12 protein-coding genes are annotated in these 25130 nt (G+C 61.0%); 5 read left to right on the forward strand and 7 right to left on the reverse strand.

Features of this window, described 5'->3' with window-relative positions; all coding sequences use genetic code 11:
• Nucleotides 1-144 precede the first annotated feature (144 nt).
• From GSVR_RS05885 to GSVR_RS05905, 5 genes are all read right to left on the reverse strand, one after another.
• Entirely contained in the window at nucleotides 145-11556 is an 11412-nt protein-coding gene (locus tag GSVR_RS05885; protein WP_203978813.1) for an Ig-like domain-containing protein, read from the reverse strand.
• A 424-nt stretch (nucleotides 11557-11980) separates the two neighbouring features.
• Complete coding sequence (locus GSVR_RS05890; RefSeq protein ID WP_173202223.1) at nucleotides 11981-12697, reverse strand: response regulator transcription factor; 717 nt, start codon at nucleotides 12695-12697, stop codon at nucleotides 11981-11983.
• A gap of 81 nt (nucleotides 12698-12778) precedes the next feature.
• Entirely contained in the window at nucleotides 12779-14740 is a 1962-nt protein-coding gene (locus GSVR_RS05895) for a CHASE2 domain-containing protein (protein WP_173202224.1), read from the reverse strand.
• A 9-nt stretch (nucleotides 14741-14749) separates the two neighbouring features.
• The gene (locus GSVR_RS05900; RefSeq protein ID WP_173202225.1) at nucleotides 14750-16420 is read right to left on the reverse strand and encodes a FecR domain-containing protein; all 1671 of its coding nucleotides are present in this window, start codon (nucleotides 16418-16420) and stop codon (nucleotides 14750-14752) included.
• Between the two features lie 590 nt (nucleotides 16421-17010).
• Nucleotides 17011-17976, reverse strand: a complete 966-nt coding sequence (locus GSVR_RS05905; RefSeq protein WP_370552075.1) for an ABC transporter substrate-binding protein — start codon at nucleotides 17974-17976, stop codon at nucleotides 17011-17013.
• Nucleotides 17977-18464: 488 nt separating this feature from the next.
• Here GSVR_RS05905 and GSVR_RS05910 point away from each other — a divergent pair, with 488 nt between their 5' ends.
• From GSVR_RS05910 to GSVR_RS05930, 5 genes are all read left to right on the forward strand, one after another.
• Entirely contained in the window at nucleotides 18465-18968 is a 504-nt protein-coding gene (locus tag GSVR_RS05910) for a glycine zipper domain-containing protein (protein WP_173202227.1), read from the forward strand.
• A 189-nt stretch (nucleotides 18969-19157) separates the two neighbouring features.
• Nucleotides 19158-19577, forward strand: coding sequence for a hypothetical protein (locus GSVR_RS05915; RefSeq protein WP_173202228.1), 420 nt, complete (start codon nucleotides 19158-19160; stop codon nucleotides 19575-19577).
• Nucleotides 19578-19610: 33 nt separating this feature from the next.
• Nucleotides 19611-20174, forward strand: a complete 564-nt coding sequence (locus GSVR_RS05920; RefSeq protein WP_173202229.1) for a YSC84-related protein — start codon at nucleotides 19611-19613, stop codon at nucleotides 20172-20174.
• A 113-nt stretch (nucleotides 20175-20287) separates the two neighbouring features.
• The gene (locus tag GSVR_RS05925; RefSeq protein ID WP_173202230.1) at nucleotides 20288-21442 is read left to right on the forward strand and encodes a DUF3300 domain-containing protein; all 1155 of its coding nucleotides are present in this window, start codon (nucleotides 20288-20290) and stop codon (nucleotides 21440-21442) included.
• A gap of 73 nt (nucleotides 21443-21515) precedes the next feature.
• Nucleotides 21516-22502, forward strand: coding sequence for a DUF2950 domain-containing protein (locus GSVR_RS05930; RefSeq protein ID WP_173202231.1), 987 nt, complete (start codon nucleotides 21516-21518; stop codon nucleotides 22500-22502).
• Nucleotides 22503-22706: 204 nt separating this feature from the next.
• Here the strand turns inward: GSVR_RS05930 and GSVR_RS05935 are convergent, their stop codons facing one another.
• Both GSVR_RS05935 and GSVR_RS05940 read right to left on the reverse strand, forming a co-directional pair.
• Nucleotides 22707-24047 (reverse strand): TAXI family TRAP transporter solute-binding subunit, encoded by a 1341-nt coding sequence (locus GSVR_RS05935; RefSeq protein WP_173202232.1) that lies wholly within the window; start codon nucleotides 24045-24047, stop codon nucleotides 22707-22709.
• A gap of 71 nt (nucleotides 24048-24118) precedes the next feature.
• Nucleotides 24119-25084, reverse strand: coding sequence for an HAD family hydrolase (locus GSVR_RS05940; protein ID WP_370552076.1), 966 nt, complete (start codon nucleotides 25082-25084; stop codon nucleotides 24119-24121).
• Between the last annotated feature and the right edge of the window lie 46 nt (nucleotides 25085-25130).

The following is a 25130-nucleotide window of genomic DNA, read 5'->3' on the forward strand; positions in this document are numbered from 1 at the left end:
CATGTTTTCAAAACAGCAGATCTTGTAACGGCTTTTGGTTCCTCAGTCCCTCTCTCCATCTCTCCCCCAGAGGGGAGGAGCGTTTCTCACCTTAGGCCAAGGACAGGTGGGGTTACCGGACCTTACTCAACGTTCGGTCACTCCCTACTGTCGGACAGTTTTTCCCGCCTTGTGCAGGGCGGCCAGGAAGACCGGCTCCCTATCCTTTCCGGCAGCGGATGCCATCTGCTCCGCCAGGGAGGGACGTCCCTTGAGGGTGCGGGCCGCATATTTCTGAGGCTTCAGCAGATCCAGGGCATCCGAGCGGGGCGAAGCGGAGGTATCCCGGGAATCGCGGGCCGGTTTTTGGTCCTTTTGTGCCGGCTTTTTATCGGCGGAATCGGTGTCAACGGTTTCGGGCTTGCCGGATTTCGATTCGGTGATATGGAACAGGAATTGGGCTTCGGCAACATTGCCGTTCTGGTCGCGGGCCGTGATCCTGATGTCCATGGCCCCGCCGCTGCCAACAGGGGGCTTGGCGGTGAAGCGGCCGCTTTCCGCATCAAAGGTCATCCAGTTGGGCAGGGGCGAGCCGTCCGACAGGGTTGCGGCCAGAGCCACCTTGGCGTTCATGTCGGAATGCCTGAAGATCCCCTGGGGCAGATTGAAGGAGGAAACCTCCTCCACCAGGCTTTCCTGGGAAGAAGGAGTCTTCACCAGGTACAGTCCGGCCGGGGCGCCAAGGGTATCTTCTCCGCCCAGGATCACCAGACCGTTCCTGCTCGTTGCCATCGATGTCAACTCGGGCGCGGGGCCGACCGAGGTCCGGACTCCCAGTGCCGGCTCCAGGGAGTTTACGGGTGACGGATGGCCGGATGTGCTTACCAGGCTGTCCGGGGAAACGGTCACCTGTACCGGCGGCAGACTGATCACGGGAGTCACGGGGGTGGCTGTATTTCCCTGGCCGGAGGTGCGGGGATCTTCCGTCACCGGCGGCCGCTGGGTCACCAGGATGCCGGTGCTTGTAGCAACGGTCGCATGTCCGTCGTTGGTGGACATGATGAACGAGTCGTTGCCGGAGAAGGAGTAATCAGGAGTATAGGTAAGGGCGGTGCTGCCTCCGATCAGGGCGTTGATCTCCGCCAGGCTTCCGCTGAGCGTCACCCGGTTGCTGCCGTTGCCGGTGACGGTCAGGTTGGGAGAGCCGGGATCGGTGACCAGCAGAACGCCATGCTCCACGGACAGAGTGACGGTCATTACCGGTGAATCCACGTCATCCACATGCAGCCCGCCGAAGCGGACCGGAACCTGGAGTGCCGACACGATCGAGCCGGTGTTCAGCGTGACGACCGGGCTGTCGTTCGCCCCCTGGATGGTGACGGTCAGGACAGCGCTGTCGGTCAGGCCGTTTGCATCGCGCATGGTGTAGGTGAAGGTGTCGGTGAGGGCTTCTCCCGTATTCAGCGCCTGTACTGCCGCGTTACTGTTGTTTACCACATAGCTGTAGCTGCCGTCGGCATTCAGGGTCAGTACCCCGTAAAGGCCGCTGGTGGCTCCTCCGACCTGGCCTGTTCCCGTTCCGGTTGCCGAGACCACGGTTTTTGTGCCGCCGGGATCGGCAGTGGCGTCGTTGGTCAGCACGTTTCCGACTGCATCGGCCCCAGGCGTGGCGTTGTTGACGCCCCCGGCTTCAATGGCCGTGGCCGTGTCGTTGCTGGCCACCGGCGGTTTGAGGTATGTCTTGATGCCGGTGGCGGTGGTGCTGTTGCCGGCCGCATCGGTGGTGGTGACACTGGTGTTTATGGTCAGATCGCTGTCAGAGGCGAGCTTGCTGCCCGGGACGTCAACGCTGAAGGTCTTGTCGTTCTGGACCAGGGCGGTGTACGTGGTGCCGTCAATGACCAGGGTAACGGTGTCGCCGGGATTCACCTCACCTGAGACCCTGCCGGTCAGGGTCACGGTCCCGCCGGCTTCACCGGGGTCCAGAACATTGTCGGGAGTGACTTTGTCAAGGATGATGGCGATTACCGGAGCAGTGGTGTCGACGGTAATGGTCCGACCGGCCTGGGGTGCGGCATTGCCGGCAGCATCCGAGACATCGGCGGTGACGGTGTAGCCCCGCCCGTCAAGCAGGGCTGCCACATCGATAGCCGGGGCATTCAGGGTCCAGGTGTTGTTGCTCACGGTAGCAGTGTAATCGTGGCCGTTCAGGTGCACGGTCACGGTCCGGCCGTTCTCGGCACCGGTGGTGGTGCCGCTGATGGCTACCTGTCCGCCGTGCTCCGCGGCATTGATCACGTCATCCCCGGCAATGGTGTTGATGGTGATGGTCGGGGCAGTGGTATCGACGGTAATGGTCCGGCCGGCCTGGGGTGCGGCATTGCCGGCGGCATCCGAGACATCGGCGGTGACGGTGTAGCCCTGTCCGTTAACCAGGGCAGCCACATCGATAGCCGGGGCATTCAGGGTCCAGGTGTTGTTGTTCACGGTAGCAGTGTAGTCGCGGCCGTTCAGGTGCACGGTCACGGTCCGGCCGTTCTCGGCACCGGTAGTGGTGCCGTTGATGGCTACCTGTCCGCCGTGCTCCGCGGCATTGATCACGTCATCCCCGGCAATGGTATTGATGGTGATGGTCGGGGCAGTGGTATCGACGGTAATGGTCCGGCCGGCCTGGGGTGCGGCATTGCCGGCGGCATCCGAGACATCGGCGGTGACGGTGTAGCCCTGTCCGTTAACCAGGGCAGCCACATCGATAGCCGGGGCATTCAGGGTCCAGGTGTTGTTGTTCACGGTAGCAGTGTAGTCGCGGCCGTTCAGGTGCACGGTCACGGTCCGGCCGTTCTCGGCACCGGTAGTGGTGCCGTTGATGGCTACTTGCCCGCCGTGTTCCGCGGCATTGATCACATCGTCCCCGGCAATGGTGCTGATGGTAATGCTGGGTTGCGTGGCATCGATGACAATGTCCTGGCTGTCCTGGGCCACATTGCCGGCCACGTCGTAGGCTTTGGCGACCACGGTGTAGGTGCCGTCGGGCAGGGTGATGTCCTGGACATCCAGGCTCCAGGTGTCGCCGCTGGTGGTCAGGTGCCCGTCGCCCACGGTGTAGGTGTGACCCTTGAAGTCCACGGTCAGGATGTTGGTGTCGTTGTGGTTGAAGGTGCCGTTGATGACCAGGGTGCGGTCGTTGGTGATGAAGTCGCTGGCAGAGGCCCCGGTATCGCTGGTGATGGAGACAACGTTGACGTCGGTTGTGCCGCTGCCGGTGGTCGGCGCCACGGTGTCGATGACGATATCCTGGCTGTCCTGGGCCACATTGCCGGCCACGTCATAGGCTTTGGCAATGACGGTGTAGGTGCCGTCAGTCAGTGAAATCTCCTGGACATCCAGACTCCAGCTATCGCCGTTGGTGGTGAGGTGACCGTCGCCCACGGTGTAGGTGTGACCCTTGAAGTCCACGGTCAGGACGTTGGTGTCGTTATGGTCGAAGGTGCCGTTGATGACCAGGGTGCGGTCGCTGGTGATGAAGTCGCTGGCCGAAGCCCCGGTATCGCTGGTGATGGAGACCACGTTGGCGTCGGTTGCGCCGCTGCCGGTGGTCGGGGCCACGGTGTCGATGACGATGTCCTGACTGTCCTGGGCCACGTTGTCGGCCACGTCATAGGCTTTGGCAACCACGGTGTAGGTGCCGTCAGGCAGGGTGACGTCCTGGACATCGAGACTCCAGCTATCACCGCTGGTGGTGAGGTGTCCGTCGCCCACGGTGTAAGTGTGACCTTTGAAGTCCACGGTCAGGACGTTGGTATCGTTATGGTTGAAGGTGCCGTTGATGACCAGGGTGCGGTCGCTGGTGATGAAGTCGCTGGCCGAAGACCCGGTATCGCTGGTGATGGAGACCACGTTGACGTCGGTTGCGCCGCTGCCGGTGGTCGGCGCCACGGTGTCGATGACGATATCCTGGCTGTCCTGGGCCAGATTGCCGGCCACGTCATAGGCTTTGGCAATGACGGTGTAGGTACCGTCAGTCAGTGAAATATCCTGGACATCCAGACTCCAGCTATCGCCGTTGGTGGTGAGGTGTCCGTCGCCCACGGTGTAGGTGTGACCTTTGAAGTCCACGGTCAGGACGTTGGTATCGTTATGGTTGAAGGTGCCGTTGATGACCAGGGTGCGGTCGCTGGTGATGAAGTCGCTGGCCGAAGACCCGGTATCGCTGGTGATGGAGACCACGTTGACGTCGGTTGCGCCGCTGCCGGTGGTCGGGGCCACGGTGTCGATGATAATGTCCTGGCTGTCCTGGGCCACATTGCCGGCCACGTCGTAGGCTTTGGCGACCGCAGTGTAGGTGCCGTCAGTCAGTGAGATGTCCTGGACATCCAGGCTCCAGCTATCGCCGTTGGTGGTGAGGTGGCCGTCGCCCACGGTGTAGGTATGGCCCTTGAAGTCCACGGTCAGGATGTTGGTGTCGTTGTGGTTGAAGGTGCCGCTGATGACCAGGGTGCGGTCGCTGGTGATGAAGTCGCTGGCAGAGGCCCCGGTATCGCTGGTGATCGATACGACATTGACGTCGGTTGCACCGCTGCCGGTGGTCGGAGCCACGGTGTCGATGACAATGTCCTGGCTGTCCTGGGCCAGATTGCCGGCCACGTCGTAGGCTTTGGCGATCACAGTGTAGGTGCCGTCAGTCAGTGAGATGTCCTGGACATCCAGGCTCCAGCTATCGCCGCTGGTGGTGAGGTGGCCGTCGCCCACGATGTAGGTATGGCCCTTGAAGTCCACGGTCAGGATGTTGGTGTCGTTGTGGTTGAAGGTGCCGCTGATGACCAGGGTGCGGTCGCTGGTGATGAAGTCGCTGGCAGAGGCCCCGGTATCGCTGGTGATCGATACGACATTGACGTCGGTTGCACCGCTGCCGGTGGTCGGAGCCACGGTGTCGATGACGATATCCTGGCTGTCCTGGGCCAGATTGCCGGCCACGTCGTAGGCTTTGGCGATCACAGTGTAGGTGCCGTCAGTCAGGGTGATGTCCTGGACATCCAGGCTCCAGCTATCGCCGCTGGTGGTGAGGTGGCCGTCGCCCACGGTGTAGGTATGACCCTTGAAGTCCACGGTCAGGACGTTGGTGTCGTTGTGATTGAAGGTGCCGCTGATGACCAGGGTGCGGTCGTTGGTGATGAAGTCGCTGGCCGAAGCCCCGGTATCGCTGGTGATCGCTACGACATTGACGTCGGTTGCGCCGCTGCCGGTGGTAGGCGCTACAGTGTCGATGACGATGTCCTGACTGTGCTGGGCCAGATTGCCGGCCACGTCATAGGCTTTGGCAACCACGGTGTAGGTGCCGTCAGGCAGTGAAATATCCTGGACATCGAGGCTCCAGGTGTCGCCGCTGGTGGTCAGGTGACCGTCGCCCACGGTATAGGTATGGCCCTGGAAGTCCACGGTCAGGACGTTGGTGTCGTTGTGATTGAAGGTGCCGCTGATGACCAGGGTGCGGTCGTTGGTGATGAAGTCGCTGGCCGAGGCCCCGGTATCGCTGGTGATGGAGGCAACGCTGATCTCAGGCGGTGTGGTATCAACCGCGATGGCGTAGGTGTTGGAAACCGTCCCATGCCCGGCAATGCTCTCTACCTGGGCCGTATAGCTGTAGGTCGTGCCATCGACGAGGCCCGTGTCAGCGTAGGTCCAGGTGGTGCCGTTGACCGTCGCCTCCCCGACCTTGACGCCGTCGCGGTAGACGGCCAGCACCTCACCGCTGTGCAGAACGGCGCTAAGAGTACCGGACAGGTCAGGGGCGGTGTCGTTAGTGCTGCCACCGTTGGCGACAGCACCGGTCTGCGGGGCCACATCGTCGGTTGCGCTGGTGATGACCACGGTCTGGGTCGGGACGTCGCTGGTGTTGTTAGTGACGGTTTGGTTCACCAGGTTGGCCGCGTTATTGCCCGCCACATCCTGGATCTTGTTCGTACCTGCCGTGTAGGAAACCTTGACGGTGTCGGCGTGGATCACTGCTGCGGCAAGGGTGATCGTGACGGTGTTGTGTGCGGCATCGACGACAACGCCGGTGACGCCGACGCCACTGCCGCCCTTGGTCACCGTGAAGTCGGTTGTGGCCGGGGTGGTGCCGGCAAATCCGCTGCCGCCGTTTTCGGTGTAGGTCAGCACCAGGGTCGTGCCGTCAATGGTGGCCGTGGAGAACACCGGGGCCGTGGTATCGATCAGCACCGGCAGCTCCGGAGAAGTATCGGAGACATTGCCCGCTGCGTCAGTGACCGTGGAGGTGAAGCTCTTCGTGCCAGGGGTGAGCAGGCTGGTGGTGATATCCACGTAGTTATTCGTGATGTCGGTACCGGTCAGGGTGGCGCTGCCCACTTGGGTACCGTTTTCGTACAGTTTGACAACATCTCCGGCTACCGGCGCGGCAGCACCCGTGCCGTTGAGCGTGACGCGGATGGTCGGGGTGGTATCGTTGGTCGTATCGTCGGTCTGACTGACGCCGCTGTCCGAGGCATCGGTCAGATCAAGCGCCGGTGCTGCCGGTTTCGTGGTATCGATGATCAGTTCGTTGCTGGTGGTGTCGTCCCTGAAATTGCCGGCAGGATCGTGGGCCGTGGCAATAACGGGATAGGTGCCGTCGGCCAGGGCGTTCGGGATGGTCAGGCTCCAGTTGGGACCGATACGGGTAAGGCTGCCGTCACCTTCTGTGTAGGTGACCCCGTTCACGGTCACGGTCAGGTATTCGTTGGTTGCAAGATTGGCGGTGCCGGTGATGGTGGGGGTGGTGTCCGTGGTAGCTTGCGAAACGACCGTGGGCGCAGCGGGCGCCGTCAGGTCGATGATCAGCTCGTTGTTGGTCAGGTCGGTGCTGGAACCCGAAATATTGGTGACTGTGGCGGTGACCGGATAGATCCTCTCGGTCAGGGCCTGGTTGTCCGGAATGGTCAGGCTCCAGGTGTAGGTAGCGGGATTGTAGGTCAGGTTGCCGTCGCCGTTTGTGTAGGTAACGTTGTTGACCTGGACGGTCAGCGTGTCTCCGGCGCCTACGGTTGCGGTGCCGGTGATGACCGGCGTGGTGTCGTTGGTATGGAGCGGATCGACTGTCGGGGTAAGCGGTCCGGCAGTGCCGGAGCCGCTGACCGCAATTGTGGCCACCGCCGGGGTAGCGGTGACGCCGGCCAGATCGGTGGCGGTGAAACTGAAGGTGCGGTCTCCGGTGGTTGCGTTGATGTCGGCGGAGTTGCGGTACTGTATGTCGCGGATGATCTTCTGCGCATCATCGGCGCTCAACGTGCCGCCGTTCTTGGTCAGGGTGAAGACGCCGTCGGCATAGGCGATATCGATATTGGCGACCGTTCCGATGGTGAGGCCCGCTTGAGCGCCGGAATTGCCATCGGCGCGGATTTCGGTCGCGCCGAAGATCAATTTCTCGCCGGCGCCATCCCTCAGGCCGCCGACCTGAAGCTTTATTTGCGTAATGACACCTCCCGCCTCGACCAGGGTCGCCGGGTCGCTATTATCGTCCAGGCTGACCACGGCACCATTGACGCTGGCCGTTGCGTGATTGCGGGTTGCCGCATCGCTTGGATCGAGGTCAATCACCGGGGCGGTAGTGTCGATGGTGAAGGATATCGAGTCGCCGCTGGCCAGGTTGACGTTATTGGCGGCTTTGATGCCCGACCCTGTCGGATCGATGCTCAGAACATAGTTGCCCTGTGGGCTGGTGACGCCGGAAAGATCGATGGTGTAGTTTGCTCCGCTGCCGTTCACGGTCAGCCCGGCCAGGCTAATTGCCACTCCGTCGCGGGTCAGGGTGAAGTCGGTGATATCCACACCGGTTACCGCTTTGTCAAAGGTGATTGTCACCGTGCCGACCGGAGTATGGCGGGGAGAGGCGATGGAAACGATGTCGACCGTAGGAGGGGTAGCGTCAGCCGCCTGGATGGTGATTTTATAGTCTTCGACCTCACCGTCCATCATCGGACCATAGGAACGGGTATCCTGCGAATTGGCGCCTGTGCCTGCTCCGTCGGTACCCGCTGTTGCCAGTCCCGAAGCGATGCGGAAACGGGCATAGGTATCGCCTGTCGCGATCATGCCCTGGATGTTGTTCCAGGTTAGGGTAACGGTGCCGTTGGTGGTTCCTGCCGGAATGGTGGCGCTGGCTGCTTCCCTGGTATCGAACTGGCCGTCTTTGTCGAAGTCGATCCAGCCGACCAGGGTGGTCGGACTGCTTCCCAGGTTGCTGACCTGGACATCGACACTATAGCTGGTCGTGCCCAGACGCAGGTCGCTGAACGATAGGATGCCGTCTTCATCGGCGCCGTCGGAGTCTGCCGCAGCTCCGGGAGTGGCATTGGACTCATTATCCGGCGCGCTGCCCAGCCAGGTCTTGTTGCCCAGCAGGTTGTGGCGGGCGCCGTTGTTGCTCAACTGGGTCTTGTAGCTGTCCGGCGCGTCGCCGAAATCAAGATTGATGGTGACGACGCGACCGCCGTCACCGGCAGTGGGAAGAGTATTCCCGGTCGGAATGGTGGTAACCGTTTTGGTGGGATTGGCCGGATTGGTAAGGTCGATACGGTATATGACCGCATTGGAACCTCCTGCCGTAACATACAGGAAGCCGGCACTGTCGAAGTACTGCCCCCACAGTGGACTTCCGGTTGGGCCGCCGCTGTAGGTAATGGACGTGTATGTTCCATCTGCCGGATTGATTTTGTATATGTTCGTACTGCTTGTAACAGCATAAATATAGCCGTCGCCCGGATGGAACGCCAAATCGGCCAGGGTCCCGCTGACTGTATTCAGCGGAGTAAGCCACGTCAAATAGGTGCTGGAGCGGGGATCGACGTCAAAGCGATATATCTTGCCGCTCGTGCTGATGTACATAATCCCGTCCGGACCTATGTCGGCGGCTTTCGGAGCTGCGCCTGATGCCGGTTGATTACCGGAGGCAGAGCTTCCCAGTGCGGGTTGAGATAAATACGTTACCGTATTGTCCGAATTGATGCGGACTATACGAGCTGCACCATTACTGTTGGTTGAATTGGCGCTGGCGTCGTCCCATGCATACAGATGACCGTCAATTGGATTGAATCCCATGGCATTCAAGGATTGGTTGAAGTCCGTGACCAGCGTGGTGGTAGTTCCCATGACCAGATTCACTCCGGTCAACTCCATCAGGCTGGAGTTGCCGGTAGTGTTGCCCACCAGATACGCCGATGCCGTTTCCCCCAAAGCAAAGGCCGGCCCCAGCACGCGCATGGTGCGGGTAGCGGAGGCCGAGTCCACCTGGCCGTCGTTGACCTTGAGGGTGATGGTGCGGCTCGCGTCGAGCCCGGCGCTGGTCTGGAAGCGCACCAGGGCCAGGGCGGTCTGGTAATCGGCTTTGGTGGCGTGACCGGTCAGGGTCAGGACCCCGGTGCCGGAGTCGTAGGCGGCGGTGATGCCGTCGGGCAGAGTGCCGGCAATGCTGAGCACGTCATTGGAGTTCCGGTTGGTAGTGATGGATACGGTGGCCTGTTCCAGATGGGTGTCATCAACATCGGTCAGAGTCGGTGTGCCGGAGAACACCGCTACCGCAGGGTCCCCTTTGCTGTACCAGGTATTGCCGGAGACATTGCCGATAACCGGTGCCACGTTGCTGCCACTGGTGTTGTTGGTGACCGGCACATTGGTCTGGGTAGCGGCGTCGTTGCCGGCCTTATCCTGGATGGCGTTGACGTCATTACCGGCCGTGGGATCGGTATAGCTGACCGTTACGGTCTGGCCCGAGCCGATGGCGCTGTTCAGGGTCAGCATGACCGTATTGTTGGTGGCATTCACCGCAACGCTGTTGACCGCGATGTCCGTCCCATTGGCTTTGACGGTGAAAGCGCCGGGGACTGCGGTGTTGATGGCGTCCAGCGAGGTGGATTCGGTATAGGTCAGGGTCACGATGATATCGCTGGCGCTGGCGCTGCTGATGGTCGGTGCGGTGCGGTCTATCACCAGAGCCACTGGCGCAGATGTGGCGCTGTTGCCGGCATTGTCCCCGGCCGTAGCGGTCAGGCTGTAGGTCCCCTCGCCCAGGGTGGTTCCGGTGTAGTCCAGGGTCCAGTTACCGCTGCCGTCGGCGGTGGTGCTGCCGATGGACTGGCCTCCCAGGAACACCTGTACCGTGTTGCCGGCATCGGTGGTACCGGTAAACTTCAGGTTTTGCGTGCTGGTTACGAAATCGCTGCCGGAAACGCCGGTATCTCCCTGGCCGTTGGCGGCATTCTTAAGTCCGGTGATGGCCGGTGCGGTGATGGAGCGGTCGACGGTGTAAGTCTGGTCGGTGGCGGTATTGCCCCCGGCTTGGTTGGCATAGACCAGCGGCGTGTCGCCGGCAACGCTCTTTATGTTATTCCCGCTGTAGAGATCCAGATTCAGGGAGCCTGAGCCGCTGAGACCTCCCACGATTACGTCGTATTGAGTGCCGTTGCTGCCGGTGACCGGAGTAACGAGCTGTATGGTGGCGCCGCTGACCGAGCCGGGAGCTATGGTGAAGTCGGTGCCGTCGACGTTCTTGACCGCTTCGGTGAAGGTGACCCGAAAGGTGACCGAGTCGGCGTTGGTGGTATCATAGGTGGGGGTCTGGCGCAGAATGCTGGTTATGGTCGGACCGTCCATCAAGGCGCCATATCCGGCCATGGCCGCCCTGGTCAGCGGCGATCTCGCCTCAATGGTTCCTGTGGCCGTTTCCAGTACCCAGTTTCCCCCTTTGGCCGTTGCTCCGGTCGGATCGGTGGAGGCGGCCACGTCCGCGCCGGTGGCCTCGGCCAGTTTGCCGATGAACCCCAGCCCCTGGCTGCCGGCGGCCACGTCGCAGCCGTACAGCAGGATGTCGGCATCCGCCGTAAGTGATGCCGACCAGGCACTGATCTCGGCTGAACGCCCGCTGATGGTGCCGGCGTCCAGATTGGTGGTGCCGATCAGGATCGAGCCGGAAGCGCCGTGGGAGAAGATGTGTACGGACGAGATGCTCGTGTGCGACTGGAGGTAGCCGCTGATCTGGGTGACCCCGTCCTGATTGGGATCAAGAAACACGATCTCGACTCCGGGCCGGACCCCGGCCGCCAGGGACGGGACATCGGGCACCCTGGGATCGATGAACAGCACGCTATGCGCCTGCTCGTCCCGGTCCTGGGCGCTTCTGTCGCCATGGACGCGGTTGTGCCCCAGGGCCTTCAGGATATCGGACGAAAAATTGTCCCTGCCGTCATGTTGCTCCCGGCCGCTGTGGTCGCCGGACCGCTCGTGGTGCCGGGCCTGTTCCGCGTTTTTGTCGGGCACGGCTGCATCATGGCTTCCGTCCGCCACTGCCGCCGCGGTGGCGGCCCCGGCGGCATCGAACACGAAACGGGGCTCGAGCGCCATCATCAGGGAGGAGAATGGCGCGGCAGCACTGGCTGGATTATCCATCCTGCTCATTCCGGACCGGTCTGCCGCCGGCAGCGGCCGGCCGGTTCCTGCCGGCGCTCTTCCTTTGCCTTTCACTAATTCGGCGGCAACAACCCAGGCTTCCTTGGCTGCGTTCCAGATAAGACGATAGGCTCGGTTCATAACGGACTCCTTGAACACTCTGGTGTACGGCAATGAACGGGGATCGGTCGTGACGACGAACACCCGGAACAATTTGCTGCTGAGCATTTTCCAATTTTATGAGTATCAAGACTGAAACGCGGCAAGAGTGCAACTTACAGTTTCTGACAAAATCTTACAAAACCTCACGTTTTGCTCGAGTACACACGCCAACATTCTGAAACAACAAATGTTATCGGCTCTTGTTGGTCCTGTTTAGGGGCGCATATTGTGGATTAAAATACGTTCCTTTTCAATCTCAAACGCAATGGCCACTGGCCCGCAGGTAGCAATATTGCTAAGTTTCTGTTTCAACGGATTATGCGGGCAGGCAGGTTGTAAAATAAAGGCAGGGTGTATGCGGTTCAACCCACGAGTTGCGACCAAATGTGATGAAATGTGACAGTCAGACCATGTTCAGGCTGACGGAGACGCAGTGTCCCACAGCGTGGGCGGTTTTGATGGGTTGGGGAACGTCGGTCGCTGCCATGATCTTGGCCCGCAGGCGCCGCACCAGGGAATCCAGGGAGCGGTTGGTATATTCGTCATGGCGGTTGTAGAGCTTCATGAGCAGAATTTCACGGGTCACCGGCATGCCGGGTGTTGCCGCCAGGAGTTCGAGGAACTGCAACTCCTTACTGGTCAGCGCAATGACCGTTTCATCCGGCGCGATAAGGCTCCAGGCGCTCCGGGAGAGGGACCAGGCATCCTGGGGCGGGGCAGGGGAGGAGAGAGCAGGCAGCTGGGGATCGTTGGTCCGGCGCAGGGCCAGACTGGCAATGGCCGCTGCCAGTTCCCTGCTGTCGACCGGTTTGGACAGGTAGAGGTCGGCTCCGGCGCCGTAGCCCTTGATGCGGTCGTCCAGGGCGTTGCGGGCCGTGAGGATGATCACCCTGGCGGTGGTGTTGTTCCGCACGTATTCCACGAGAACGTATCCGGACTGGTCGGGCAGACCGATATCGGCCACCACGACGTTCCAGCTTCCGGCAGTCACGGCGACGTAGAACTCCGCCGCGCTGGCGACGCCTACGGCCTCGATGCCCACGATTCCCAGATATTCGACCATACTTTCCCTGAGGTCGTTGTTGTCTTCCACAATGAGAACTCTGATTGCCGAATCCATGCGGATCTTTTCCCCCTGGTGCCCATTTCATAGTAGGATTGCAACGATTTCCATAACGTCCCGCCGGGAAGTCAGGCGGGGTTACGACAGCGGTATTCTAACTGTTGCGCAGGTGCCGGTCGGGGCGCTGCTCGACAAAATAACCGTCCCTCCCAGCTGTTCGACGATCTTGCGCACCAGATACAGGCCGAGCCCTGCTCCCTGAGTGTTCGCGCTGTCCCTGCCACGGTAGTACTTTTCGAACACCCGCTCCAGGTCCGCCGGCGCTATGACCGCTCCGCTGTTATGAACGGAAACCACGGCCGTTGCCCCTGATATTCCCAGCACCACCCGGACCGGCGTGCTTCCGGGGGAGTACTTGATGGCGTTGTCGATCAGGTTCAGCAGGGCGGTCTTGAGCAGCGCACCATCGGCCTGCACCCGGCAGCCGCCCCCGCCATTCTCCAGCTCCAATTGCAGACAGCGCTCGGTCCAGAGTCCCCGCGCCTCATCCAGCAGGCCCTGCAGAAAATCCATCAGCCCGATCTCTTCGCGCTTCATGGCAGCAGTGGTTTCCTCCATGCGCTCGCGCCCCAGGGAGGTGTCCATCACCTCCACCAGCCGACTGATGGCCCGCTTCATCTTGGCGTAGTAGGCCGAGAAGCGCTCGCCCGGGTCGTTGTCCCGCATTTCCAGAATGTCCAGGTTGGCCCGGATGATGGCCAGCGGCGTCCGGTATTCATGGGACAGCATCTCCACGAAGCGGATCTGGTTGTCCAGGGCCTCGCGCTCGTTCTTCAGGGCGATCTCCAGCTGACGGTGCAGTCTGAGCAGCCGCGAGGTCATGCGCGCCTGGCGCCGGATCTTTTCGTTGACCCCTCCCAGAGAGATGAAACCGAAGATCCCGCGGGGTCTCCCCTGATCGTCGCTCTCACCGGCATTCCGGCCGAGCAGCGAGGTCATGATCTCGTATTCCCGGTCGAGCCGGCATACGGCGCGGTCAAGACGGTAGAGGTACACCATGGCGAAGACCATGGTGAACGACACCAGGAAGGCCGCCGGAGGCAGCCAGCGATTACTGAACGTCAGCAGGAGGAATGCGCCCGCCAGCACCAGGAACTGGCTCGCGCACCAGGCCAGCAGCGTATTTCTCTCGCTCAGCCTCAGGAACACGAGGGCCAGTCCGAGGGACGACGCGATCAGGGCACCTGTCCAGCACCAGCCGGGCAGATCTGATATCATGCTGTTTTCCATCAGGTTGTTCAGGATGGCGGCATGCACCTCGACCCCGGACATCCTGGTGCGGGACTGGCTGAAGGGGGTCGAGATCCCGTCGACGACTCCCGGCACCGTCACCCCCACCAGCACGATCTTGTCCCGGAAGTATGAGGGGGGCACGCCCCCCCTGACCACATCGGCCAGGGATACCTGGTTGAAGCTGCCGGGAGGGCCGTAGAAATTGATTTTGCAGAAATCCCGCTGCTGGATCGGGGCACCGCTCACGGTATCCTGAGGTAGAGTTCTGCGGAACTGCCTGCGGAAAACCGTTTCGTTGATCACCGAGGTTAGGGAGGGTAGCAGCCTGCCGTTGCAGTAGATGCTGTGAAACATCCCCCTGGTCACATGGTCGGTCCCCGGCTCCACATGGATGTGGCCGGTCCGCAGCGGCGACAGTCCTGCCAGCGGTTCCAGGATAGTGGATGCGCCTTCCAGATACTCCGCCAGGATGACCCTGCCGTGTTTCCGAATGGCCTCGCCCAGCAGGATGTCGTCCTTGTCCGGCTCCATCAGCAGCAGGTCGAAGCCCACTACCGCGGCTTGGTCGAGCCGTTCCAGCATTTCGGCATAGTATCTTCTCGGCAGCGGCCAGCGACCCAGTGCGTCCAGCGAGGCTGCGTCAATGGCAACGATGACGATGCGCTGGGACACGCTCCGCTCGCCCCTGAGGCGCAGGAACGTATCGTAGAGATAGGTATCGACGCCGGAAAGCGCCCCCAGGAATTCGAGACATGGCACAACCGCGATCAGGACAGCCAGCAGTATGAAGAAGCGGAGTTTCCTCATGCCGGTATATTAGAGCAACAGCAACAACAGCGCCGCCCCTGCCGCGCCAATGCCCCCCAGCGCCTCGTACCAGTAATGTTTCCGTTCCTCGACCGTAAAGCTGCCCACTTGTGAGAAGCCGCCGGGGTTCCGCCCGGCATCCATGCCGGAAACCCGTACATAGTAGGTGCCCGGCTCCAGGGGGGTTACCAGCATCAGCCGGGGCTGCACAAGTACCCGGTCCATGAAGACCACCCTGAAATCCCTGTCGCGGGAAATCTGCAGGTGATAACCGGCGGTCCCGTTGATCGGCTCCCATTCCAGGTAGAAATGATCGTCGCCATCTTGCGGTTTTTTCACCGACGGCGGCATGAGCCGGACAATCGAGAACGGGTGGACGGTTGACCAGTCTCCGGCATAACCATCCTGCGCCAGCGACCTCACCCGCAGATAGTGGGTCCCGGCCTGGAGCTGTTTCAGATGATACGCGGTTTCCCTGGTGGTGCCGGAGTCGAATGCCACGGTGGAAAAGTCGGGGTCGCCGGAGATCTGCGCCTGGTAGGAGGCTGCCCCCAGGACTGTGTGCCACTGGACCCTGATCGGCATTTCAGGCAGCGCGGCGCCGTTTTCGGGGGCAACGACGGTCGGCGGCACCGGTTTTTTCCGCACCCTTGTCTGCCGCGGCTGCGACAGAGGCCCCTCAAGTCCCTCCCCGCCGATACTGCTGGCAATAACGTAATAGGTTCCGTCGGCCAGCCCTTCAAAACGGAGCGGTTCTTCCGGCCGTATGGTCGCGGTCCGGGCCGTATCCTTTCCTTCCGGGTCCCGCGCCAGTACGATCCGGTAGGAGGCTGCATTTTCCACCCTTGCAAAACGGATTTCGCCGGTCCGGTCATCGTACAGCGGGGCAAGGTTTTCCGGCTCCGGAGGGGGCAGCAGCCTGACCGGCGCCGAGGGGGGCTCGTTCTTCCTGACAATGGAGCCTTCTCCTTCGCGCAGCAGCACGGTCGTTCCGCTCGACGAGACGTCAATACTGTGCTCAAGGGTCTCAGCCCTGGTGGTCAACGTCTCGTCCACCGCCACACGGTACTCCGTGCCCCTGGCAGCCGCCAGTGCGGAAGGGGTTTCCACTTCGAAGCGGGAATCGCGGCCCGTGGCCGCCTTGATCCGGGAAATGACCTTGCCCGATTCCAGGTAGAGTTCCCGCAGCAGATGCAGCGCGCCTTTACCTGCTTTCCTGACGAACAGCTCGGAGTTCTCCCGCAACAGGAACGAGGTACCGTCCTCAAAGGTGACCTCGACCGTACTTGCGGCGCCGGTCCTGAGCGAGCTGCCGGCCTGGACCACATCCCCCGCTTTCAGCTCTTCCCAGGCGGCATCCGTTGAAGATTTACGGGCGACCGCTCCTGTAAGCAGCGTTACCTTCCCTTTGAGCGGCACCCCCTTCAGCATCCCGACCGGGAGATTGATGCTCTGGCCGGGAGCGATGCGGTCGGGATCGGCCAGGCGGTTGATCGTGGCCACCTGCCGCCATTCCCCCGGATGCTCCAGGTATTTCCGGCAGATCCCGATCAGGGTTTCCTGGCGGGCAACGCGAATCACCACCGTGCGGTCGTTGCCGGCGGCTGCGGACAGTACCGGAATCACCAGGCTGGACAACAGGCATATCAGGCTGATCATGCGGTGAAGCGTTACTCTCATGGGGTGAGGCACCTCCTGGTTGTGCGGCCGGTTCCCCCTTTTTCCGGCCTCATCCGGCAGGATGAGGGGAGGCATGCCAGCGATGGCAGGGAAGACCGTCAGGCTCTTGATAGCCCGATTGATGCCTGTCCGTCAACCAAAACAGCGGTCTGCGCAGTACCGGACAGAGAAGGAATCCCTGTTCGCCGGTTGTTCCCGCCGCCGCTGAAACTGAAGGTCAGACAGGAGGAAAATGCAGTGAAACGCTACGATTACCGGATGGTTACGGACCGGCTGCGGTAGTATCGGGCGCAAGCCGGGAACAGTTCAACCGATAAATTGCGACTAAATGTGACGAAATGTGACAGGGGTAAGATGAGGACAGTCTGAGGGGAGGGATTCGGAATAAACCTAAAATTCGGCACTTTTGCCACAGAGACACGAAGACACAGAGAAATTCCAAGGCATAGAACACGGAAAAGGCGGTACAAACGGATCAAGACGGATAATTGTCAGTCTGATCCTGGCGTTTCCGCCGTTTCCACTTTTTCCGTGTGCCATGCCTTTCCGGTGTTCCTCCGCGTCTCTGTGTCTCTGTGGCAAATGCTTTTTTATTTCTTGGTCAGCTTGCCGTTCTCGACCACTTTGTTGGCACCCTTGACAAGATCCTTCGGGATGGTCAGGCCCAGCTTCTTGGCCACATCCAGGTTGACCAGCAGATCGATGTCCGATGTCTTGGTCATGAAGCGGGTGGGAATCTGCTCGGGCTTCTTGCCTTTGAGGATTTCGCCGATCAGCACGCCGGTTACGCGGCCCATCTTGTAGTAATCAAAGCCCCAGGCGGCCAGAACCGGGTAGTTTTCAGCGGAGCTCGGATCAGCCGACATGATCGGCACCTTGTTCTTCATGGCCACGTCGGCAACGGCGCTCATGGCCGATACCACCGTGTTGTCGGTGCTGATGTACAGCGCATCCACCCTGCGGATGATGGCCTGGGTGGCCTGCTTCACTTCGGAGGACTTGGAAACAGTCGTCTCTACGAACTCGATCCCCAGTTCCTTGCAGGCCTGTTTGACAACGCCCGCCAGCACCACGGCGTTTTCCTCGGAGCTGGTGTAGATGTGGCCGAGGCGCTTGATCTTCTTGATCTTGAGCAGGAGCTCGATCTGCTGCTTGACCGGGGTCATGTCGGAAACGCCGGTAACCCATTTCCCGCCACCTTTGAGCGACTTGACCAGGCCAGCCTTGACCGGGTCGGTTACGGCGGAGAAAACGACCGGGGTCTCTTTGAGGGTATTTACCAGGGACTGGGCAGTAGGGGTGGCGATGCCGACAGCCAGAGTGACCTTTTCGGACTGGAACTTGTTGGCGATGGAGGCGGCGGTGCCGATATCGCCGTTGGCGTTCTGCAGGTCGTACTCGGCATGTACCCGGGAAGCGGCCAGCTCGTCCTGAATACCTTTTTCAACGGCATCCAGAGCGGGGTGCGACACGATCTTCGATATCCCGATCAGCACCTTTTTGGGGGGATCCGCCGCAAACACCGAGGAAAACGACACAAGGGAAACCGCGAGCAGGGCACATACCACACTGATTTTTTTTCTCACCCGACACCTCCTGATCATTGAATGTAAGGACACGTCCTTGTTAAAGCCGAATGGGCAAATATGAAACATTTAAACGGGTTTGCAACCATATCATTACGGGCAAATTCCCGTCAATGCGAATGTGGCTGCTCCCGCCGGTCAGGCTCTTTCCTCTTCCGGGACGGCATTTCAGCCGGGAGACGGCATTTCGACCCGGCTTCACCAGTGCCACAACAAAATTCAGTACCGTACCCCGCCCATATTCACCACTTATGCCGATACGGCCCGATTCTCGCCGTTGGCATGGATCTCGTAAGTTCTTTTTATGGGATACCTTTGCCGTAAAAGGGCCAGCCTCTCTCCTGGCGGGAAATTCCTTTGCTTTCTTCTCCGGTTTTGTATCCCAGGTGCTCATGCGTTACCCATTTATGGGCAATCCAACAGGCAGTTTCAATCCATCGGTTCGAAAGGAGCATGCAATGAACACGGGAAAGAAAAAATTGCGGGCAAAAGCGGCCATTATTTACGGTATTGCCGCGGCAATGGCTGCAGCCGTGGTTGCCTCCGGCCCGGCCGGCGCGCAGGAGTCTTTTGTCTACCCCAACAAGGGGCAGAGCAACGAGCAGATGGAGCAGGACAAGTACTCGTGCATGCAGTGGGCCAAGCAGCAGACCGGGGTCGATCCCACCCAGATGGCGCAGGCACCGGCGCCTCCTCCCCAGCAGACAGGAGGGGTCGTGAAAGGGGGCGCAGGGGGCGCGGCTCTGGGAGCCATTGGGGGGGCTATCGGCGGTAATGCCGGCAAGGGGGCTGCCATCGGTGCAGCCACCGGGGGGATCGTCGGCGGAGTACGCCAAAGGCGGGGCAACAAAGAACAGGAACAGTATGCCCAGCAGCAGGCGGCCGACAGCAGCAAACGGCGCAGCGATTACGACCGCGCGTGGGGCGCCTGCCTGGAGGGCAAGGGTTATACGGTCAAGTGACGCTTTTGGGGAACCGGCACCCCCTGCTTGCCGGGATGCGGCTCTGTTGCCCGGTTATACGACATGGAGCGCTTTGGGAGGAGCCAGACAAGAGACTGCGCGGTTCAGGCCATGTGGGGCGGCTTGGCCGACCTGCGGATCAACGTTTTGAGGCGTTTGTGACGGTGAAAACTCACGAGGGAGGTTACCATGGCACGGATTTCTGCTGTATTGCTTGCAATTGTGGTCCTTTTCGGAGCGGTCGAGGTCATGGCTGCGGAGAAGGACAAGGATAAGGATAAGGACAGGAATGTCTTTGTATGCGCCCTGTCCCGGACGGTTGAGTGCGTATCCGACGAGGGATGCGTCGAGACGACCGTACAGGAAATGGTCCTTCCGCGTTTTGTCCGGATCGACCTCAACGCCAAGTCCATCACTTCGCTCGACAAAGAGGTGGACCGTACCACCAGGATCAGTTCGGTCGAGCGTCTGAACGGGCTGATCGTACTGCACGGGACCGAACAGCGCGGGTGGAGTGTGGCGATCGGTGAAAACTCCGGCAATGTCACCCTGACTGCTTCCGGAGATGGAGACGGCTTTGTCGTCTTCGGGTCCTGCATCAATCCCTGAAGCGGGTAGATCGTGTCAGAACAGGGGAAAACCATGAAAAAACAGGTGATAGAACGGCTGGGCCTGCTGAGCCTGGCGCTCGTGTTCATGCTCTTGGCATCTCCGCTGCCGGCTCCTGCCGCCGACAAGGCCGACATCAACCGTGATGCGGATGCTGCCTTGCAGAAGCTGTACGACGGCAACTCTCTGGCCAGGGGCCTGGCGGACAAGGCACAGGGAGTCCTGATCTTTCCCAGCATCGTCAAAGGGGGATTCTTCATCGGCGGACAGTACGGCGACGGCGTCCTCCGTCAAAAGAGCACGGTGACGGGATATTATCGCAGTGTCGCTTTCTCCTACGGGCTCCAGGCCGGTGTCCAATCCTTCGGGTACGTGCTGTTGTTCATGAACGAGGCCGCTCTGGACTACCTCAAAAAATCGGATGGCTGGGAGATCGGGGTTGGCCCGAGTGTCGTCGTGGTTGACGCGGGGGTTGCCAAGACCCTGACCACCACGACCGCCAAGGATGACATCTATGCCTTCATTTTCGACCAGAAGGGGCTGATGGCAGGCATCGGCCTGCAGGGAACCAAGATCACGAAGATCGAGCCGAAATAGCTCGTCCGGTTTTCGGCCGGAGCCGACTCCCATGACGCTGGCAATCTGCCATGGAGATCGTCGGCTGACGTTCCGGCCGTTCCCCCGATTCCTCACGTCAGAGAGGAGCCTGTATGAAGCTAAAATCGTTATGGATGCGGGCAGTGAGCCTTTTTATCGCCCTCCTGCTGGCCGTGCCTCTCCCGGTGACGGCTCAGCAGGACCAGCAGCCTCAACAGGGGCAGGCCCCCCAGAAGAAGCTGTCGAAGGAGGAGCTGTCGCAGCTTCTGGCGCCCATCGCCCTGTACCCGGACGAACTGGTTGCGCAGATACTGATGGCCTCGACCTATCCTCTGGAGGTGGTGGAGGCGGACCGATGGGCGCAGAAGAACAAGAACCTCAAAGGGGATGACCTGACCAAGGCGCTCGAAAAGGAGGACTGGGACCCGAGCGTCAAGTCGATGGTGAACTTTCCTTCGGTCCTTTCGAGCATGAGCCAGAAGCTCGATGTAACCTCCAAGATCGGTGACGCCTTTCTCGAACAGCAGAAGGACGTGATGGACACCATCCAGGATTTGCGCAAGAAAGCCCAATCCGCGGGCAACCTGAAGACGAACAAGCAACAGCAGGTGGTTGTGGAGCAGAACACCATCGTCATCAAGCCGGCCGATCCCCAGGTTGTGTACGTTCCCAGCTACAACCCCACAGTGGTGTATGGCACCTGGGCCTACCCCGCCTATCCCCCGTATTACTATTATCCCCCGCCTCCCGCTTATTATCCGGGACTTACCTTTGCAGCCGGCGTCACGATAGGGCTTGCCTGGGGCTATGCCTGGGGCAGCTGCAACTGGCACGGCGGCAGCGTGAACTACAACGTCAACAGGAACGTCAACATCAACAACAACATCAACCGGACCCGCTATCAGAACCGGCAGGGGACATGGCAGCACGACGCGGCGCATCGCCGGGGAGTGGCTTATCGTGACGGCGCCACTGCCAGACGGTATGGCCAGTCCCCGGCCCAGTCCGCGGCAAACCGGCGCGAGGCACGGGGCTACGGGGGGACGCGTGCAGGCGGAGCGGGAGCGGGTACGCGCCCTGCAGCAGGAACCACGGCCCGTGCCGGTGGCACATCCGGAGCCGCACGGGAGAGCGCTTTCAGCGGCGGGGCCGGCAGCGGCAGACAGGAACGGATGGCCAGCGACCGGGGACATGCCAGCCGCCAGAGCGCCGGGATGTCTCGCGGAGGAGGCGGCGGTTTCCGGGGAGGTGGCGGTCGCCGGAGGTAGCCGCGCAGACAGGTGATGCAACCGGAAGACGTTCAACCTGAACCCGCATGCTGAGACGAACGGAGGATACGACATGATGATTGCGACTCCCCGGAAAAGACCGGCCCTGCTGCTCCTGCTGCCGGCGCTGCTTGTCGCCCTGGCGGGTGTGCCCGCCTGGGGGGAATTGTCCGCCAAAGCCAGGTCGTTCCGCTCACCGGAGGATGCGGTGAACAGCCTGGTCGGCGCGGTAAGAGAGGCCAACATCAAGCGGCTTGTCGCCATACTCGGCCCCGGTTCCCGGCAGATCGTGACCTCGGGGGACCCGGTGGCCGACAAGGCCGGACGGGAACGGTTCGTCAGGCTCTACGACGAAAAACACCTGGTCGAAGGGGCCGATGCCGGTACGGCTACCCTTTCCATCGGCAATGAAGATTATCCCTTCCCGATTCCGCTGGTCAGGGAGGATAACGGTACCTGGCAATTCGACACCAGAGCGGGTAAGGAGGAGATCCTGAGCCGCAGGATCGGCCGGAACGAGCTGGAAGTGATGGACGTTCTGCGCGCCTACACCGAGGCACAGCACGAATACGCCTCTCTGGGGCCGGAGGGGCGCGGTGCCGGAGCGTTCGCCCAGAAGCTCCGCAGCGCACCGGGAAAAAAGGATGGCCTTTACTGGGAAACAAAGGATGGGGAGCAGGAGAGCCCCTTCGGGCCACTGGCTGCCAAGGCGGCCCGGGAAGGCTATTCGACCTCCGGAAGCGCGAAACCTGCACCGTTTCACGGCTATCTGTTCAAGATTCTGAAGGGGCAGGGGGAAGCGGCGGAGGGAGGGGCATTCGATTATGTGGTCAACGGCAAAATGGTGCTCGGCTTTGCCATGGTCGCCTACCCGGCGCAATACGGCTCGTCCGGGATCATGACCTTCATCGTGAACCAGAACGGCACCGTCTACGAGAAGGACCTGGGTAAAAACACGGCCAGGACTGCGGCAGCCATGAAACTCTACAACCCTGATAAGAGCTGGAAGAAGGTCGATAATTCCGATTCTGGATCGGAAAAGACCGGGAAGGATGATTAAAAGCATTCACCACGGAGGACACAGAGGAAAGACAGAGGAAACAAGACGAATCGATTTTGTTTACCCAAAATTATTCAGATTTTGATTGTGACTCTCCTCCGCGTCCTCTGTGGTGAGAAAAAGATTTTCTAAAAGCAATGAATCTATCCCGGAACAGAACCTGAACATCCTGCTGGATTCCCTTGCGCAGTTCCAATGCATCCCTCACGAGGTGACTGCCCCGGCTGCCCGTCGCTTGAGCCGTTCGTGGATCAGGGCGATGTGCATCCGCCAGGTATGCAGCATGCTTGAATAGTGCAGCGGCACCCTGATACGGCTCGCCCTGTTCTCCAGTACATTCAGCCGTGCAACCAGATCATCGACGTTCTGCCCCGCCTCACGGGTTTCCAGCTCATGTTCGAGCGACCATAATTCGTTGTAGAGTCTGAAGATGCGTCTGCGCAGCTGATAGACGTACACAGCCGGTATGAATCTCAGCAGGGGATAGATCAGACCGACCACCGGGATGATCAGGATCAGCAGCCGGTCGACCAGCGCGGCCAGCCAGAAGGGGAGGTGGCGTTGGAGAAAAGGGCGGCCCGATTTATAGAACTGGCGCGCCGCTTCGCTCAGGGGGAGGTCGATGGCCTCCTGCGCCGGGAACTGTCCTGCTTTCTGGAAAATGCCCGGACCGGAATGGATCTGGGCGGCAGCATCGAGCAGCAGGTACTGGATGGCGGGGTGCAGGTCCCTGCGCACTACCAGGCTGGACTTGGGTGCAATCAGCACCACGTCAGCCGGCGGGCGGTTCCCGGCCAGGTCTCCCACCCCTTCGGGCAGTGTCAGCTTGTTCAGAAACGGGTACAGGGCCACATAGGCATCCGTGCGGGGAAAACTGGCCAGCTCGATATGTCCGTCGGCCAGCAGCCGCCGTACGATGGGAGAGTCCCAGGATGTCACCATGAGAGCCGCATCGATCTCATTGAGGAGCAGCTTTTCTCCGGCAACATGAGGAGGCAGCGGGAGAAATTCGGCAAAATCCGGGGTGATCCCGTTCCGGCGGAGCAGTTCGAGCGCCAGCGCCCGGGTGCCGCTCCCTTCGGGGCCGATCGATATCCTCCTCCCCCGCAGGGCCTGCAACACCTTGCCGCGGAAGACACCGCGGTAAAAGAACCACAAGGGTTCGTAGGAGACCGTGCCGAGTGATGCCAGTCCGGGCGATTCCTTTTCGCTGGTGATGCCCCCCTGCAGGAAACCGAACTCGACCATTGATTCGGGATCGCGCAGCCGCGACAGATTCTCCAGGGACCCGGCCGTGGGCACGAGCCGGAGATCGATGCCCTGGCGCGCGAGCACTTCACGGTAGCGCCTGCCGAATTCCTGAGCCGCTCCACCTTCGGGGCCGGTGACCATCACCACCGTGCGGGAGGGCAGGGGGCGCAAGGAGACGATGGCCGTCCACAGTACGGCAACGGCCAGCGTTATTGCTGCGATCAGCGCCACCGCAAGCAGGGTATGATGAGCTTTCGGATCACCGGGCATCATGGTCAGCTTCCCGATATGCATGAGAGATTCGGGTGAAAATATCGTTTCGCGGTTTTTCAACATCCTGCTACATCACTCGCCCTGTCGGTCGTTCAGTGCCCCTCGAACGGAAACACCCGCCGCCAGTCTCCCTTCATGCTCACCACGGCCCAGCCCCGGGCATTGGCTTCGTCCAGGGCCCGGTCCAGGCGGCCGATTTTTGACTGGCGGTCATAGGCCCATTCGCGCTTGGCATCGTCGTGGTGAACCAGCATCATCAATCGCGGACCGCTGCCGGCGGCGGTCCACTGCAGCATCTGCAGGTCGCCGTCCGAGTTGCCGAAGGCGGCGATGGGCCGCCGGCCGATGAATTTCTGGATGCCGGCCGGCTTCCCCTCCTTGTCGTCCACGAAATCCACCTCCGGGAGTTTCACCAGCACCGGCTTATCCCCGCGCATCTCGAATTTCAGTTTGCCCGAACTGCCCACGACCTGTTCGGGGGGGATGCCGTAGATCCGCTCCGTCCACGGGCGCATGAACTCCACGCCGCCGCCGGAGACGATGAAAGTCTTGAAGCCGTTGGCGCGCAGGAAAGCCAGCAATTCGACCATCGGCTGGTAGATCATTTCGGTGTAGGGTCTGCCGGTCTTGGGATGCTTCGCCGTGGCGAGCCACTCCTTGACCACCCGTTCGAATTCCTCGGTCGTCATGCCGAAGTGGGTGGCTGCCACGATGTCGAGCAAGGCATGTTCGCCGCCGGCCAGCGCGGTCGTCATGTCACCCTTGATAAGCGATGCGAAAGGTTCCTTATCTCTCCACTCGGGGTGCTGCGGCGCCAGTGCCCGCACACGGTCCATGGCAAAGAGCACCTGGAAGTACAGCGGCTGCTCGGCCCAGAGAGTGCCGTCGTTGTCGAAGACGGCGATGCGTTCGGCCGGCGGCACGAAATCGGGTCCCCCTTCCTTGGTTATGCGGCCGACAAAGGCCATGATCGCCTTTTTCGCGGCAGTGTCGTTCCAGGAGGGGAGGGGGGCGGACTGGGCGAAAACATTGACGGCCAGGAATACCAGCACCCACAGTACGAGAACGGCCGCTTTGATGGGCCGAAGGTACCTGAAGCCTGCT

Origin of the sequence: Geobacter sp. SVR (genome assembly GCF_016865365.1) — a bacterium.
Lineage (GTDB): Bacteria > Desulfobacterota > Desulfuromonadia > Geobacterales > Pseudopelobacteraceae > Pelotalea.